The sequence below is a fragment of the Sulfitobacter sp. M39 genome, from assembly GCF_021735935.1.
Taxonomy (GTDB): Bacteria; Pseudomonadota; Alphaproteobacteria; order Rhodobacterales; family Rhodobacteraceae; genus Sulfitobacter.
This window is the reverse complement of sequence record NZ_WMDZ01000001.1, coordinates 139,868-156,200: the sequence shown is the minus strand read 5'-3', so window position 1 is coordinate 156,200 and position 16,333 is coordinate 139,868. Positions and strand designations below refer to the sequence as shown.

Below are 16,333 nucleotides of genomic sequence, written 5' to 3'. Positions count from 1 at the left end.
GGGTGTCGGGAATATGACTGCCGTCGCATTCGTGCGCTGCCTATACTGCGGGGCGGTACAGGAGGGTTTCCCATGGCGGATAAGGTAAAATTCACGCTCGACGGCGAACAGGTCGAGGCCGATACCGGGCTGACCATCTGGGAAATCGCCAATGGGCGCGGTCTGAAAATCCCGCACCTGTGTTTCACGCCGGAACCGGGGTATCGCCCAGATGGCAACTGCCGTGCCTGTATGGTCGAGATCGAAGGCGAACGCGTGCTGGCCGCTTCGTGCCTGCGCGAACCCAGCGATGGCATGGTCGTCACCACCAACAACGCGCGCGCCGAAAATGCCCGCAAGATGGTGATGGAACTGCTGGTCACCGATCAGCCTGCCCCCGAGATCGCCCACGATAAATCCAGCCACCTGTGGGACATGGCCGCAATGGAGGGTATCTCGGAAAGCCGCTTCCCCAAGCTGGAAGAGGGGCGCATCCCGTTGCTCGACGACAGCCATGTGGCGATGCGTGTGAACCTTGATGCCTGTATCCAGTGCAACCTGTGTGTGCGCGCCTGCCGCGAGGTGCAGGTCAATGATGTGATCGGGATGGCCGGTCGCGGGCATGACAGCTATCCGGTGTTCGACATGGCCGACCCGATGGGCGCGTCCTCTTGTGTGGCGTGCGGTGAATGTGTGCAGGCCTGCCCGACGGGGGCGCTGATGCCCGCCACGGTGGTCGATGGCGCGCAGGTCGGGGACAGCGCTGACTTTGATAGTGAAGTCGACAGCATCTGCCCCTTCTGCGGTGTGGGCTGTCAGGTGTCGCTGAAGGTCAAGGACGGCGAAATCAAATACGTCGAGGGCATCAACGGTCCCGCGAACGAAGGGCGGCTGTGCGTCAAGGGGCGCTTTGGTTTTGACTATATCCACCATCTCCATCGTCTGACCAAACCGCTGATCCGTCGCAAGGACGCCCCGCCCAAGGGGCTGAACGTGGACCCGGGCAACTGGCAAACCCACTTCCGCGAAGCCACTTGGGACGAAGCGCTGGATTTTGCTGCGGGCGGCATGAAAAAGATCGGCGGCGCGGGTGTGGCGGGCTTTGGCTCGGCTAAGTGCACGAACGAGGAAGCCTACCTGTTTCAAAAGATCATCCGGCAGGGCTTTGGTCACAACAACGTCGATCACTGCACGCGGCTGTGTCATGCCTCGTCAGTGGCCGCGCTGATGGAGAATGTCGGCTCGGGTGCCGTGACCGCGACCTTTAACCAGATCGAAAACGCCGATGTTGCGATTGTGATCGGTGCCAACCCGACCGAAAACCACCCCGTCGCGGCGACCTTCTTCAAGCAGTTCGCCAAACGCGGCGGCAAGCTGATTGTAATGGACCCGCGCGGTCAGGCGCTGAAACGGCACGCGTCGCACATGCTGCAATTCCGCCCCGGGACCGATGTGTCGATGCTGAACGCGATCATGCATGTGATCGTCGAGGAAAAGCTTTACGATCAGCAGTATATCGAAGCCTACACCGAAAACTGGGAGATCGAGAAAGCCCATCTGAAAACCTTCACTCCTGAAAAGATGTCCAAGATCTGCGGCATCGACGCGGATGTGTTGCGCGATGTGGCGCGGACCTTTGCGGGGGCCAATGCGGCGATGATTTTCTGGGGCATGGGCATTTCGCAGCACATCCACGGCACCGATAATTCGCGCTGCCTGATCTCGCTTGCGCTGATGACGGGGCAGATCGGGCGGCCCGGCGCGGGGCTGCACCCGTTGCGGGGGCAGAACAATGTGCAAGGCGCATCCGACGCGGGGCTGATCCCGATGTTCCTGCCCGATTACCAGCCGGTGTCTGATGATGGCGTCCGCTCTGCCTTTACCGAGGTGTGGCAAAGCAGTGATTTTAGTAACCAGAAGGGCCTCACCGTGACCGAGATTATGGATGCGGTGCATGACGGGGATATCCGCAGCCTCTATGTGCTGGGTGAAAACCCGGCGATGTCTGACCCCGATGTGGAACACGCCCGCGCTGCGCTGGCCAAGCTGGATCATCTGGTGGTGCAGGATATCTTCCTGACGGAAACGGCAAATTTCGCCGATGTGATCCTGCCCGCCAGCGCCTTTGCCGAGAAATCCGGCACGGTGACCAATACCAACCGACAGGTGCAGATGGGCCGCCCCGCCGTGCCGCCGCCCGGTGATGCGAAGGAGGATTGGTGGATCGAGGTCGAACTGGCCAAACGTCTGGGGCTGGGCTGGACCTATACCGACCCGAGCGAGGTCTTCGCCGAGATGAAGCTGAATATGTCGTCGCTCAATAACATCACTTGGAACCGGTTGGAGAGCGAAGGGGCAGTGACCTACCCGTCCACCAGCCCCACCGATCCGGGGCAGGCGATTGTTTTTGCCGATGGCTTTCCACGCCAAGACGGACGCGCACGGTTTACCCCCGCCAGCATCATCGCGCCTGACGACGCGCCGGATGAAGACTATCCGATGATCCTGACCACGGGCAGGCAGCTTGAACACTGGCACACGGGGTCGATGACGCGACGGTCCTATGTGCTTGATGGGTTGGAACCAGAGGCGAACTGTTCGCTCCACCCGTCTACCTTACGCAAGCTGGGGGTAGAGCCGGGGGCCTATATCCGGCTCACGACCAAGCGCGGGTCGATCGAACTGATGGCCCGCGAAGACCGCGCCGTGTCGCCCGATATGGTGTTCCTGCCCTTTGCCTATGTCGAAGCGGCGGCAAATATCCTGACAAATCCAGCGGTTGACCCTTATGGCAAAATCCCCGAGTTTAAATTCTCGGCCGTGAAAGTAGAGGCCGCAACAGCCCCCCAACCCGCGGAGTAACCATGCAGATCAACCCCGACCGCTTTCTCGCCGACCTTTACAAACTGCGGTCTTTCGGCGCAGCGGGGGTGGGCAAAGGGGTGATCCGCCCGGCCTATAGCGACGCCGATGTCGCTGCGCGGGATTGGCTGGCCGATCAGATGCGCGATGCCGGACTGCGGGTCGAAATGGACCAGATGGGCAATCTTTTTGGCTTGGCAGATGGACCGTCGCTGTTGATGGGGTCGCATTCCGATAGCCAGCCCGAAGGCGGATGGCTCGACGGCGCGCTTGGCGTGATTGCCGCGCTCGAGGTCGCCCGCGCCGCAGCCGAGGCCGGCGGCCCCGCGATCTCTGTCGTGTCGTTTCAGGATGAAGAGGGGCGGTTTGGCGTCACCACGGGCAGCGCCGTTTGGGGCGGGCATCTGGATCAGGCCGCCGCCGATGCGCTGACCGATCATGCGGGTGTGACCCTTGGCGACGCGCGTCAGACCGTGGCGCATCTGGTCACGGGCGAGGTGTCGCCCGATCTGTTCACCGGCTTTGTCGAGTTGCATATCGAACAGGGGCCGACGCTGGATACCAGCGGCGAACAGATTGGCGTGGTCACCGATATCGTCGGCATCCGCGACATGAAGATCACCTTTGACGGCCAGCAGAACCATGCGGGCACCACACCGATGCACCTGCGGCGGGATGCGTTTCAGGCGGTTTCTGCCTTCAATGCCGCGTTGAATGACCGGCTGCGCAATGTCGTCACACCGCAGACCGTCTGGACGATCGGCCATGTTGCGCTGCACCCAAATGCATCCTCTATCGTGCCGGGGCGTGCGGTGTTTTCGATGCAGTGGCGCGACGCGGACGCAGACCGTCTGGGCCGGATGGAACAGATCATCCGCGACACCGCCACCGAGATCGCAGCGCAGCAGGGGCTGACGGTCAGCTTTGGCACAATGCTGGGGCTGGAACCCGTCGCGATGGACCAGACCCTGCGCACCGCGTTGGAAGCTGGCGCGGCAGAAGTCGCGTCGGGCAACTGGCGCAAGATGCCGTCAGGGGCGCTGCATGACGCGACCAATGTGTCGCGCAGGATGCCGGTGGCGATGCTGTTTGTGCCGTCGATCGGAGGGCTGTCCCATACCTTCGAGGAAGACACGAGCGAGGCCGATCTGGTGGCCGGTGTTCAGGTGCTTGCCCGCGCTGTGACGCGGCTGGGGTCAGTGACGTAGATAGCCGCGACGCTCGGCCCGTGTGCGATAGCGGTCCGCCATTTTTGACGCCTCGCGCAGGTTGCCGAAACACTGGACCACCGCTTTGGGCTGGCCACCTGCCACGCCCCATTCGCGCAGGACAGAGACTTCGCTGAACAGGTTCATCGCGATTTCGACGCGATAGAACAGCAGTCTTTGGGCGGGGTTGGTCCTGTACAGCAAACATTCGATCATGGGTGGAATCTAGCGGGCCAAGGGGCAGTCGCGCAATACAAAACGGCAGCGCCTGAGGCAGAAAAGACAGCGATGCCATCTGTGGCGGCAGGAGGCACCGCGTGGCTCAGCCGACGGTTTTGCGCAGGGTGATGCTGGTGGGGCGGTCAAACCCCGCGTGCGCTGTGCAGGCATATTCGTGAAAGCCGAGCGCGCGAAAGGTGGCGTGGTTGTCCAACAGCTCCACCCGCGTTTGCAGTTCCAGCTGGCCAAGGTGCAGGGCACGGGCGCGGCTCTCGGCGTGGGTGATCAGATGGCGTGCCAGCCCCAGTCGCTGATGGCTGGGGGCGACGCAGAGTTTGCCCAGATAAAGAACCGCCGGTTTCACACTCAGCACCACACACGCCACGGGCGGCGCGCCGATCACCCATATTTCATCCTTATCCGCCGTGGCTTGCAGCGATGGCAAAGTGACTTGGCCAAGCGAGCTTGGCGGGTCAATGCGCCCCTCCATATAGGCAAAGCAGTCGCGCATCAGATGCAGCACGTCGCCCAGATGGGGGCTGCCACCGCTGATGCGACGGGGGGTCAGCTCCATGTGACGTCGCCCAGAAAGATGTAGCCCGCGCCATAGATGGTCTTGATCAACTGCGGGTTTTTGGGGTCTTCGCGTAGTTTGGTCCGCAGCCGCGAAATCCGCACGTCCATCGCCCTGTCAAAGCTTTCAGAGGCGACACCGCCAAGGCTCGACTGCATCTGCGCGCGGCTGAGCAGACGTTTGGGCGCGTCCAGAAACAGGCGCAGCACCTCGCCTTCCGCGTGGGAAAAGGGGGTTTCGACGCCGCTTTCATCCTCAAGCGCGTAGCGGTCGAAATGCGCCTTCCATCCGCTGAACGCGGCGACGGTGCCGGCTTGCGGCGTCGGTTTGGCGCTGCGTAGACGGGCGCGAATACGTGCGACGACCTCTGCCGGATCAAAGGGCTTGATGATGTAGTCATCCGCGCCAAGTTCCAGCCCCGTGACGCGGTCCTGCACCTGTGCGCGGCCCGAGATGATGATCACGATGGCCCCTTGTTCCAGCGCCAGTCGATGCACCAGCGTCAGCCCGTCTGAATCCGGCAGCGACAGGTCCACCAGGCAGACATCGGGGGTGTGGGTCGCCAAGGCAGCCTCGAACGCGCGGGCGCGGCTGAAGGACAGCGTGTCAAAGCCCGCTTCCTCTAAAGCGTCGGCGAGAAGCGTGCGGATTTCGGGTTCATCGTCCAGAATGGTGACGAGGGGGCGGGTCATTGGGCGGCACTCTCTTTCGGGGCAATCAGCGCGGTCAGATCCGCAATCTCGAAGGGTTTGCGCAGCACGGGGGCAAGGGTTTGCGCCTCGAGAAACTGGGCATCATCGGGCGGGAGCGAGGTCATCAATACCAGCGGCGGCGCATCGGCGGGTAGGCGTTTGGCAAGATCCAGCCCCGTCGCCTCGCCCACAAGCTGGATGTCGGACAGGATCAGCGTGATGTCGGGCAGATCGGCGAGCAGGGCGGTGGCTTCATCCGCGCTGGCTGCTTCGATCACGGAATGGCCCACCCCCATCAACATGTCTCGCACCAGCGCGCGCAGGTCATCGGCGTCTTCGACCAGCAGAACCAGTCCGGTGGTGGCAGCCACGGCGGGGCGGTAGGGCAGCCGCATGGTCACCTGCGCGCCATGAGCCGTATTGCCAAGGCGCAGATCGCCCCCCGCCGATTTCACCATGTCATAGACCATCGGCAACCCCAGCCCCGATCCTTCGGCCCCTTTGGTCGTAAAAAACGGATCAAACCCGTGTTCCAGCGCCGAGGGCGAAAATCCGGGGCCGGTATCGCGCAAGACCCATTCGATCCATGTGTCATGGACCTGTCGTACTTCAAGCGAGATCGCCCCCGCAGCGCCACAGGCATCGCGGGCGTTCAGGATCAGGTTCAACAGCCCGTCCTGCACCAGACCGCTGTCCAGCAGTACGGGGGTGTCACCCATCTGGTTGTCGATGCTTAGCGTCATGCCCTTGGGGAGGGTGGGGCGCGCGATCAGGGTCAGATCTTCAAGCAGCCGCGGGATATGGGTCGCGGTCGGACGCAGCGTGCGCGCGCCTGTCATATCGGCAATAGAGCTCAGCAACGTGCCGCCCCGGCGCGCCGCGGCAAGGGTGCCTTCGATGAGGGGGGCGGCCTCTGCCGGTTGGCCGTCCAGCCGCCCCAGCCGGGATTGCAGGCCAAGGATGATCGTCAGTAAGTTGGAAAAATCATGCGCCAGCCCCGAGATCACCTGCGCCGCGATCTCGCGCCGGCGGGTCTGCTGCAGCGCGACACGGTTCTGGGTTTCCTCGGTCACATCCATCGACAGGATATAGACCCCGCCGTTTGTATCGGGGGTAAAGGCTCCGCGGATGCGCCGGGCGCTCATCTCGTCTGTGAATTCGATCACCGACGGCTTTCCGGCAAAGGCCTGGGTGAGCGAGGGGGCAATAGAGTCGTAGGCCTGCTTGCCCAGAACCTCGGTAATATGGCGGCCAATCAGGTCCGCGCGCCGCCCCGGCATGACAGAGGCCAACCGCCGGTTTGAATAGGTGTAACAGGCGTTTGCATCCACATGGGCGATATGGGCCGGCATCATTTCTGTGGTCAGCCGCGTGCGGGCTTCGGACAGGGTGAGCTGGCGTTTTGCCTCTTCCAGCGCGGTGTTCATCGCGGCAAGTTCGCGGTTGGTGGCTGACAGTTCTTCGGCGTGGGCCAGCACCTGCCCCGACAGCGCATCAGACCGGGCGCGCAGCAGTGCCTCTTGCTGTTTGGTGCGGGTGATGTCGGTGTAGACGGTGACCCAGCCGCCTTGGGGCAGGGGCGACCCTTCGACCGAGATGGTGCGGCCATTGGCGCGGGTACGTTCCATATAATGCGCCTCAAACGCGCGGGCCTGTTCCACCCTTTCGGCCACAAAATGCGCCACGTCGTCCACGTCACCGTATTCACCCAACTGTGCCAGTAGGGTGATCGTTTCCTGAAAGCTCGCACCGGGGGTGACCAGCGCTTTGGGGAGGTCAAACATCTGCTGGAACGGTGCATTACACAGCACCAGCCGCAAATCCGCGTCATAGATCGTCAGCGCTTGCGCGATCAGGTTCAGCCCCGCAGCCGTCATGAGTTTTGTCTGATGATCGTCGATCTGCATGCAGCCTCCCCCCGCGGCAGACTGCACCATCCCCACAGCGCCGCCAAGCGCAACCTTGGGAAATCACGCCTGTTACAATTCGTTAGAATTGAGAAATCATTAGGTAAAAGTTGACGCAGAGCATCGGGTCAACATCATGGTGTGACATCAGAATCGCACCAGCGATCGACCTGCCGAAAAAGAGCAGGGTTTGGGAGGAAGACATTTGGCTCACACGCTCGTGAGCGCCGACGGACCGCAATCGGTTCCGGCGCTGCTGCATCGTAATGCAAAGCAATTTGCGAACGCGCCTGCGTATCGCGAAAAGGAATATGGCATCTGGCAAAGCTGGACGTGGGCACAGACCCGCGACGAGGTCGAGGCGCTTGCGCTTGGCCTGCTGGAGCTTGGCGCGAACGAGGGTGACTTTATCGCCATCATCGGTCGCAACCGTCCCTATCTCTATTGGGCCATGATGGCCGCAGAGATGGTCGGTGCCGTGCCTGTGCCGCTTTATCAGGACGCCAACGCCGAAGAGATGGCCTATGTGCTGGATCATTGCGGTGCGCGTTTTGCCATCGTGGGCGATCAGGAACAGGTCGACAAGGTGCTGGATGTTCAGGATCAGCTGACTCAGTTCGAACGCATGATCTATCTTGATCCACGCGGTTTGCGCAAATACGACCACGCCGCGCTGGACCAGTATAGCGCCGTCCAGGACATGGGCCGCAAGGCGCGCGGCAAGCATATGCAGGAGCTTGAGGCGCGTCAGGCCAAGCTGGATTACGACAGCACGGGCGTCATGCTTTATACCTCTGGCACCACGGGTAAGCCCAAGGGGGTGGTGCTGAGCAACCGCAACATTATCGAGACAGCCAAATCGTCCTCTGACTTCGACAAGCTGCGTCAGACCGATGATATTCTGGCCTATCTGCCGATGGCCTGGGTGGGGGATTTCATCTTTTCCGTCGGACAGGCACTATGGACGGGGTTCTGCACGAACTGCCCTGAAAGCGCGGACACGATGCACGTGGACCTGCGCGAGATCGGCCCGACCTATTATTTCGCCCCACCACGCGTGTTCGAAACCCAGCTGACATCGGTGATGATCCGGATGGAGGACGCGAGCCGTTTCAAAAAGTGGCTGTTCGACAAATTCATGGCCCATGCGCGCAAGGTGGGCCCCGCCATTCTGGACGGTAAATCCGTCGGTGCGATGGACCGCGCGAAATATGCCCTGGGCGAGCTGATGATCTATGGCCCGCTGAAAAACACGCTTGGCCTCAGCCGCGTGCGCGTCGGTTATACCGCGGGCGAGGCGATCGGGCCGGAGATCTTCGACTTCTATCGCTCGCTCGGGATCAACTTGAAACAGCTTTACGGACAAACAGAGGCGACGGTGTTTATCACCGCGCAGCCGGACGGCGAAGTGCGTAGTGACACGGTCGGTGTGACCTGCCCCGGCGTAGAGCTCAAGATCGCTGAGAATGGCGAAGTCTACTACCGCAGCCCCGGCGTTTTCGTCGAGTATTACAAAAACCCCGAGAGCACCGCAGATACCAAGGATGCCGAAGGTTGGGTCGCGACCGGTGACGCTGGCTTTATCGAGGAAAGCTCGGGCCACCTGCGCATCATCGACCGCGCCAAAGACGTTGGTAAAATGGCCGATGGCAGCCTGTTCGCGCCGAAATACGTGGAAAACAAGCTGAAGTTCTTTCCCAACATCCTTGAAGCTGTGGTCTTCGGGAACGGGCGCGACGAATGCACCGCCTTCATCAATATCGACCTGACCGCAGTCGGAAACTGGGCCGAGCGTAACAACATCGGCTATGCGTCCTATCAGGAACTGGCGCGGCATCCGCAGGTGATGGACACAATCCAGAGCCATGTGGAAGAGGTCAACGCCTCTATCGCCGAAGATGAAATGCTGTCGGGCTGTCAGGTGCATCGCTTTGTCGTGCTGCACAAGGAACTTGATGCCGATGACGGAGAGCTGACGCGCACGCGCAAAGTCCGTCGCAAGGTCATCGGCGACAAGTTCGATGATATCATCACCGCGCTCTACGACGGGTCGCCCTCTGTCAGCACGGTCACCGAAGTGACCTATGAAGACGGGCGCAAGGGGTCGATCTCGGCCACGCTGGAGGTGCGCGACGCCAAGGTGTTCGCAGACACCCGCAAGATGGCCGCGCAATGAGCATGACATCAGGCGGAGCATGCGGGCGCTGCGGTTGCGCAGTGGATTTTAAGACCATTTGGAAGGGGGCTGCGGCGTGAAAGATATGACCGACGGCTATGTCACAGCGGATGGGCGCCAGATTGGCCCCGTTGTGATGGAAATGAAAAACATCACCCTGCGGTTCGGTGGGGTGGAGGCGATCAAGGACATCTCCTTCGATATCCGTCAGGGCGAGATCCGCGCGATCATCGGGCCGAACGGCGCGGGCAAATCATCCATGCTGAACGTGATCAGCGGGTTCTATGTGCCGCAGGAAGGCGAGGTTTGGTACAAGGGGGCCCCACGTCCGTCGATGAAACCTTACGAGGTGGCGCAGCAGGGGATCGCACGCACCTTCCAGAACATCGCCCTGTTCGAAGGGATGTCGGTGCTGGACAACGTCATGACGGGACGTTTGACCAATATGAAGACCGGCATGTTCTGGCAGTCGATCTGGAAGGGCAAAGCGGAGCGCGAAGAGACCGCGAACCGCGAAGTCGCCGAAAAGATCATCGATTTCCTTGAGATTCAGGCGATCCGCAAGACGCCCGTGTCGCGTCTGCCCTACGGCTTGAAGAAACGGGTCGAACTGGCCCGCGCGCTGGCCGCCGAGCCGTCGATCCTGCTGCTGGATGAACCGATGGCGGGCATGAACGTCGAGGAAAAAGAGGACATGAGCCGCTTTATTCTGGATGTGAACGATGAATTCGGCACGACAATTGCCCTGATCGAACACGATATGGGCGTTGTGATGGACCTGAGCGACCGTGTGGTTGTGATGGATTACGGCAAGAAGATCGGCGACGGCACCCCGAGCGAGGTGCGCAACAACCAAGACGTGATCGACGCATATCTGGGGGTTGCCCATGACTGATTTTGCCACTGGTTTTGCGATGGGGAGGGTCTGATATGCCTGAGCAACTGGCCTTTACAATCGAGGTGTTCCTGAACGGGCTTATGGCGGGGGTGCTGTATGCACTGGTCGCCTTGGGGTTTGTTCTGATCTACAAAGCCTCGGGTATTTTTAACTATGCCCAAGGGGTTATGGCGCTGTTTGCGGCCCTAACCCTGGCAGGGATCATTGATGGGCAGGTGCCGTTTAGCCATCTGATCAACGCGATCCTGGGCACGGATATTCACCATTTCGGCTGGCATGTTCCGGCGTTTCTCGCGATTTTGCTGACGATGGTGGTGATGATCGGGCTGGCCTATGCGGTGCAGCGGTTGGTCTTCCGCCATCTGGTCGGGCAAGAGCCGATCATCCTCTTCATGGCGACTATCGGTCTGGCCTATTTCCTGGAAGGGGTGGGCGATCTGATGTGGGGGTCCGACATCAAGTCTATGGATGTGGGGCTGCCGCAGGGGCTGAACACCTGGATCGACGACACCACCTTTAACGCCTTTGGCTACGGGTTCTTTATCGACAATCTGGATATCGTGGCCAGCATCATTGCCGCGTTGCTGGTGATCGGTTTGGTGATGTTCGCGCAGTATACCAAACAGGGCCGCGCCATGCGGGCTGTGGCGGATGACCACCAAGCGGCTTTGTCTGTCGGCGTGTCGCTGAACTTTATCTGGATCCTCGTATGGTCGTTGGCGGGCTTTGTCGCGCTTGTCGCGGGCATCATGTGGGGCACGAAATCGGGCGTTCAATTCTCGCTCTCGCTGATCGCGCTGAAGGCGTTGCCGGTGCTGATGCTGGGGGGGTTCACCTCTATCCCCGGTGCCATCGTGGGCGGCTTGATCATCGGTGTGGGGGAGAAGCTGTTCGAATTCCTGATCGGTGCGCCTTTCCTTGGCGGTGCGACAGAGAACTGGTTCGCCTACATGCTGGCGCTGATCTTTCTGGTGTTCCGTCCGCAGGGCTTGTTCGGGGAGAAGATCATTGAACGTGTGTAGTTTTGGCAACTCCCTGACCGGGGCTTTGCCCCGGAACCCAGGATTTAAAACCATTTGGAACGGGGGGAGCATCTGATGTTCTATCGTGAAGCCGGGGATTTCAGCGCCTCATACGAAGAAGACAGCCAGACGTTTCCGATCAAGTTCGACCGGTATCGCTATTATCTGGTGTTGTTCATCGCCATTGCCGTGATCCCGTTTGTGATCAATGACTATTGGGTGAACTCGCTGTTCCTGCCGTTCCTGATCTACGCCATCGCGGCGATCGGGCTGAACATTCTGGTGGGCTATTGCGGGCAGGTGAGCTTGGGGACCGGTGGCTTTATGGCCGTGGGGGCCTATGCCTGCTACAAGTTCATGACCGCCTTTCCCGAAGTGAGCATGCTGGTGCATGTGTTGCTATCGGGGCTGGTGACCGCCGGTGTCGGCGTGTTGTTCGGCCTGCCATCGCTGCGGATCAAAGGGTTCTATCTGGCCGTGGCAACGCTGGCGGCGCAGTTCTTTCTGGTCTGGCTGTTCAACCGTGTGCCGTGGTTCTACAACTACTCTGCCTCAGGCCAGATCAGCGCGCCGGAGCGGACATTCTTCGGGATCGAGATCACCGGACCGAATACGCAGGCCTGGGCGACCTATCTGTTCTGCCTGATGTTCGTGATCTTCAGCGCCTATGTGGCACGCAACCTGACCCGTGGGTCGGTGGGGCGCAAATGGATGGCGATCCGGGATATGGACATCGCCGCCGAGATCATCGGGGTGAACCCGCTGCGCGCGAAACTGACGGCCTTTGCGGTCAGCTCTTTCTTCATCGGCATCTCGGGGGCGCTGTTCTTTGCTGTCTATCTGGGGGCGGTCGAAGTGGGCGAGGCCTTTGGCATCCAGAAATCGTTCCTTGTGCTCTTTATGATCATCATCGGCGGGCTGGGATCGATCTTTGGCAGCTTTGCCGGGGCCGCGTTCCTTGTGCTCTTGCCGGTCGCGTTGAAAATTGTGGGCGTCGACTGGTTAGGCTGGCCGACGGATATCGTGGCGCATTTGCAGCTTGTGATCGTGGGCGGGTTGATCATCATCTTCCTGATCGCGGAACCGCATGGGTTGGCCCAGTTGTGGCGCGTCGCCAAGGAAAAACTGAGATTGTGGCCCTTCCCGCACTAGGGAAGGACGCATGGCCGGGGGGAGGAGACCCAAGGCCGAAGAAGAGACGACCGGGACAACCCGGCAAGATCGGATACATCCAAGGGAGGAAACACCGATGAAACTGAAGATGACTACGTTGGCGCTTGGCGCTGCTCTGGCTGCGGGCCCCGCAATGGCAGAGCTTGTATTCCCGTCGCTCAGCTATCGCACGGGCCCTTATGCGGCAAACGGGATTCCCTTTGCCGACGGCTATGCGGATTACTTTACGCTGCTGAACGAACGTGATGGCGGTATCGGTGGCGAACCGATCCGGATGATCGAATGTGAAACCGGCTATAACACCGAAAAGGGTGTGGAATGCTATGAAAGCACCAAGGGCGAAGGCGCGCTGGTCTATCAACCGCTGTCAACCGGCATCACCTATCAGCTGATCCCCAAAGCGACGGCAGATGGCATCCCTGTCCACTCTATGGGGTATGGCCGGACATCGGCGAAAGACGGGTCGGTGTTCAAGAATATCTTCAACTACCCCACCAACTACTGGGACGGCGCTTCGGTCGCGATCAAGCACCTGCTGGATCTGAACGGTGGCAGCCTTGAAGGCAAGAAGATCGCGCTGGTCTATCACAACTCTGCCTACGGCAAAGAGCCGATCCGCACCCTGGAAGAACTGGGCAAAAAACACGGGTTCGAACTGTCCTTGCTGCCTGTTGACCACCCCGGTCAGGAACAGAAATCCCAGTGGTTGCAGATCCGTCGTGAAAAGCCGGACAATGTGATCATGTACGGTTGGGGTGTGATGAACCAGGTCGCCGTGCAGGAAGCCGCGAACATCCGCTATCCGATGGATCAGTTCATCGGCATCTGGTGGTCCGGTTCCGAAAACGACGTTCGTCCAGCGGGTGACAAAGCCAATGGCTACAAGGCGCTGACATTCCACAACGTGGGCGATGACTTCCCCGTGTTCGACGACATCCAGAAGCATGTTGTTGATACTGGCAAGGCCGCAGGTGCGGGCGACCAGATTGGGACCGCTTTGTATAACCGCGGTCTTTATGCGGCGATGCTGGCTGCCGAAGCTGCCAAAACGGCGCAGGGCATCCACGACACCAAGGCGCTGACACCGGCGCAGATGCGTGACGGCATGGAAGCACTGGAAATCACCGAAGCCAAAATGGCGGATCTGGGTCTGCCGAACTTTGGTCCAGAGTTCACGGTGTCTTGTGAAAACCACGGTGGGAACGGCTTTGGTGCCGTGGCGCAGTGGGATGCTGCTGCCGACAGCTGGAGCCTGATCACTGACTACATCCAGTCGGACCAAGACGTGCTGGCCCCGCTGGTGACCGAAGATGCGCAGGCCTTTGCCGCGGAATCCGGTATCGAACCCAGCTGCTAAGCGCAGCCCTTGAACAGGGGCGCGGCGGCATCGTTGCCGCGCCCGACCCCCACGCCACCTAGTGAAAGAGACACCCATGCTGGATGCCACCCCAACGCCCGACGCGCAGGTCGAGACCCTTCTTGAGGTCAATAATATCGAGGTGATCTATAACTCGGTCATTCTGGTGCTGAAGGGCGTGAGCCTGAAGGTGCCCAAGGGCGGTATCACGGCCCTGTTGGGCGGCAATGGCGCGGGCAAGACCACGACGCTCAAGGCGATTTCCAACCTGCTGCATTCCGAACGGGGCGAGGTCACCAAAGGGTCGATCAAATACCGCAATGATCCGGTGCACAAGCTCGACCCCGCAGAGATGGTGAAACGTGGTGTCGTGCAGGTGATGGAGGGACGGCATTGCTTTGAACACCTGACCATTGAAGAGAACCTTTTGACCGGTGCCTATACCCGCAGCGACGGCAAGGCGTCGATCGCCCGTGATCTGGAAATGGTGTACGACTATTTCCCACGGCTGCGCGAACGGCGAAAATCACAGGCGGGCTATACCTCGGGCGGGGAACAGCAGATGTGCGCCATTGGTCGCGCCCTGATGTCGCGCCCTGAAACGATCCTGCTGGACGAGCCATCGATGGGTCTTGCGCCGCAGTTGGTTGAGCAGATTTTCGAGATCGTTAAATCGGTGAATGAAAACGAAGGCGTGACCTTCTTGCTGGCCGAACAGAACACCAACGTCGCCCTGCGCTTTGCGCATTACGGCTATATTCTGGAATCCGGTCGCGTCGTGATGGATGGCCCTGCCGCCGACCTGCGCGAGAACCAGGACGTTAAGGAATTCTACCTCGGCATGTCGGACGAGGGGCGCAAATCCTTCCGCGATGTCCGCAGCTACAGACGCCGCAAACGCTGGCTCAGCTGATCCAGCGCACGGCCCACAAGTTTTCCATTTCCCGACAACCCAGATGAATTGCGAGTAAGCGACATGGCACAGACGTCCTATTTTGACAGCCTAGAGACCCGCAGCCCCGAGACACGGGCGGCTGATCTTGCCCGGTCCTTGCCCGCGCAGATCGCACGGGCGCAGGCGTTGCCGGGCTATGCCGGTTCGTTGGACGGGGTCGCGCCAGACACGATCACCAATGTCGAGGCGCTGGCCGCGCTGCCGGTTCTGCGCAAATCCGAGATCGGGAAGCAGCAGGCGCAGTCGGCCCCCTTTGGCGGTTTCACCACCAAACCCGCCCATGCGTTTACCCATATCTTCCAGTCTCCCGGCCCGATCTACGAACCCTCGTCCGACGCGCCGGACTGGTGGCGTATGGGGCGGTTCCTGCATGCGGTGGGGATCGGCGAGGGCGACATCATCCAGAACTGTTTTGGCTATCACCTGACACCTGCGGGCATGATCTTTGAATCCGGTGCGCGGGCTGTGGGGGCGGCGGTGCTGCCGGCGGGCACGGGGCAGACCGAACTGCAGGTCATCGCCGCGCGCGATATCGGCACGACCGCCTATGCTGGCACGCCGGATTACCTCAAGATCATTCTCGAAAAGGCGGATGAGATGGGGGTGACCCTTGGCATCACCAAAGCGGCCGTGGGCGGGGGGGCGCTGTTCCCGTCCTTGCGTGACTATTACGCAGAGCGGGGGATCACCTGTTTGCAAAGCTATGCAACGGCGGATCTGGGCAACATCGCCTATGAAAGCCCCGCGGCCGAAGGCATGATCGTGGACGAGCAGGTGATCGTCGAGATCGTGACCCCCGGCACCGGCACCCCCGTCGCTCCGGGCGAGGTGGGCGAGGTCGTCGTAACCACCTTGAACCCCGACTATCCGCTGATCCGTTTCGCCACCGGCGACCTGAGCGCCGTACTGCCGGGGGAGTCTCCTTGCGGGCGGACCAATATGCGCATCAAGGGCTGGATGGGCCGTGCGGATCAGACCACCAAGATCAAGGGCATGTTCGTACGCCCCGAACAGGTCGCGGCGCTTGTCGCGCATCACCCTGAGGTCACGAAGGCCCGCGTGGTGGCAAGCCGTGCGAATGAACAGGACGTCATGACCGTGCATCTTGAGACGACGGGTGATGACGCGGACAGCTACGGTGCTTCTGTCGCCGCGCTTCTCAAGCTGAAGGGCAAGGTCGTGCTGGCCGCGCCGGGCAGCCTGCCCAACGACGGATTGGTGATCGAAGACCAGCGCAGCTATGACTGACCGGTGCTGAAGGCACGCATCCTGACACCGGAGATTCTGCTGCAAAGGCAGGATCACGCCTTT

Annotated in this window: 13 protein-coding genes; 9 read left to right on the top strand and 4 right to left on the bottom strand. The window is 60.7% G+C overall.

Annotation, left to right across the window (positions count from 1 at the left end):
• Positions 1-72: 72 nt before the first annotated feature.
• Both fdhF and GLP43_RS00745 read left to right on the top strand, forming a co-directional pair.
• Positions 73-2,841, top strand: coding sequence for a formate dehydrogenase subunit alpha (gene fdhF / locus GLP43_RS00750; RefSeq protein ID WP_237277812.1), 2,769 nt, complete (start codon positions 73-75; stop codon positions 2,839-2,841).
• Between the two features lie 2 nt (positions 2,842-2,843).
• A complete protein-coding gene (locus GLP43_RS00745; RefSeq protein WP_237277811.1) occupies positions 2,844-4,049 on the top strand; it encodes a Zn-dependent hydrolase in 1,206 nt (401 codons plus the stop codon).
• Here GLP43_RS00745 and GLP43_RS00740 read toward each other — a convergent pair.
• The 4 genes from GLP43_RS00740 to GLP43_RS00725 all read right to left on the bottom strand — a co-directional run bounded on the left by GLP43_RS00740 (position 4,038) and on the right by GLP43_RS00725 (position 7,441).
• Positions 4,038-4,265 (bottom strand): WGR domain-containing protein, encoded by a 228-nt coding sequence (locus tag GLP43_RS00740; RefSeq protein WP_237277810.1) that lies wholly within the window; start codon positions 4,263-4,265, stop codon positions 4,038-4,040. The genes GLP43_RS00745 and GLP43_RS00740 overlap by 12 nt on opposite strands.
• 106 nt (positions 4,266-4,371) lie before the next feature.
• Complete coding sequence (locus GLP43_RS00735; RefSeq protein WP_237277809.1) at positions 4,372-4,842, bottom strand: GNAT family N-acetyltransferase; 471 nt, start codon at positions 4,840-4,842, stop codon at positions 4,372-4,374.
• Complete coding sequence (locus GLP43_RS00730) at positions 4,833-5,534, bottom strand: response regulator transcription factor (protein ID WP_005850190.1); 702 nt, start codon at positions 5,532-5,534, stop codon at positions 4,833-4,835. Before GLP43_RS00730 ends, GLP43_RS00735 begins: the two co-directional genes overlap by 10 nt.
• Entirely contained in the window at positions 5,531-7,441 is a 1,911-nt protein-coding gene (locus GLP43_RS00725; RefSeq protein ID WP_237277808.1) for a PAS-domain containing protein, read from the bottom strand. The genes GLP43_RS00730 and GLP43_RS00725 overlap by 4 nt, the downstream gene beginning before the upstream one ends.
• A gap of 205 nt (positions 7,442-7,646) precedes the next feature.
• On the opposite strand from GLP43_RS00725, the gene GLP43_RS00720 reads away from it, so the two are divergent.
• The 7 genes from GLP43_RS00720 (at position 7,647) to GLP43_RS00690 (ending at position 16,270) form a co-directional block, all read left to right on the top strand.
• Entirely contained in the window at positions 7,647-9,617 is a 1,971-nt protein-coding gene (locus tag GLP43_RS00720; protein WP_237277807.1) for an AMP-binding protein, read from the top strand.
• An 85-nt stretch (positions 9,618-9,702) separates the two neighbouring features.
• On the top strand, positions 9,703-10,512 hold the full coding sequence (locus tag GLP43_RS00715; protein WP_237279897.1) for an ABC transporter ATP-binding protein: 810 nt from the start codon (positions 9,703-9,705) through the stop codon (positions 10,510-10,512).
• Between the two features lie 35 nt (positions 10,513-10,547).
• The gene (locus tag GLP43_RS00710; RefSeq protein ID WP_005850184.1) at positions 10,548-11,537 is read left to right on the top strand and encodes a branched-chain amino acid ABC transporter permease; all 990 of its coding nucleotides are present in this window, start codon (positions 10,548-10,550) and stop codon (positions 11,535-11,537) included.
• A 75-nt stretch (positions 11,538-11,612) separates the two neighbouring features.
• Positions 11,613-12,689, top strand: coding sequence for a branched-chain amino acid ABC transporter permease (locus GLP43_RS00705; RefSeq protein WP_237277806.1), 1,077 nt, complete (start codon positions 11,613-11,615; stop codon positions 12,687-12,689).
• A gap of 97 nt (positions 12,690-12,786) precedes the next feature.
• Positions 12,787-14,067, top strand: a complete 1,281-nt coding sequence (locus GLP43_RS00700) for an ABC transporter substrate-binding protein (RefSeq protein WP_237277805.1) — start codon at positions 12,787-12,789, stop codon at positions 14,065-14,067.
• 76 nt (positions 14,068-14,143) lie between these two features.
• A complete protein-coding gene (locus tag GLP43_RS00695) occupies positions 14,144-14,980 on the top strand; it encodes an ABC transporter ATP-binding protein (RefSeq protein WP_237277804.1) in 837 nt (278 codons plus the stop codon).
• Positions 14,981-15,043: 63 nt separating this feature from the next.
• Entirely contained in the window at positions 15,044-16,270 is a 1,227-nt protein-coding gene (locus tag GLP43_RS00690; RefSeq protein ID WP_237277803.1) for a phenylacetate--CoA ligase family protein, read from the top strand.
• The last annotated feature ends 63 nt before the right edge of the window (positions 16,271-16,333 follow it).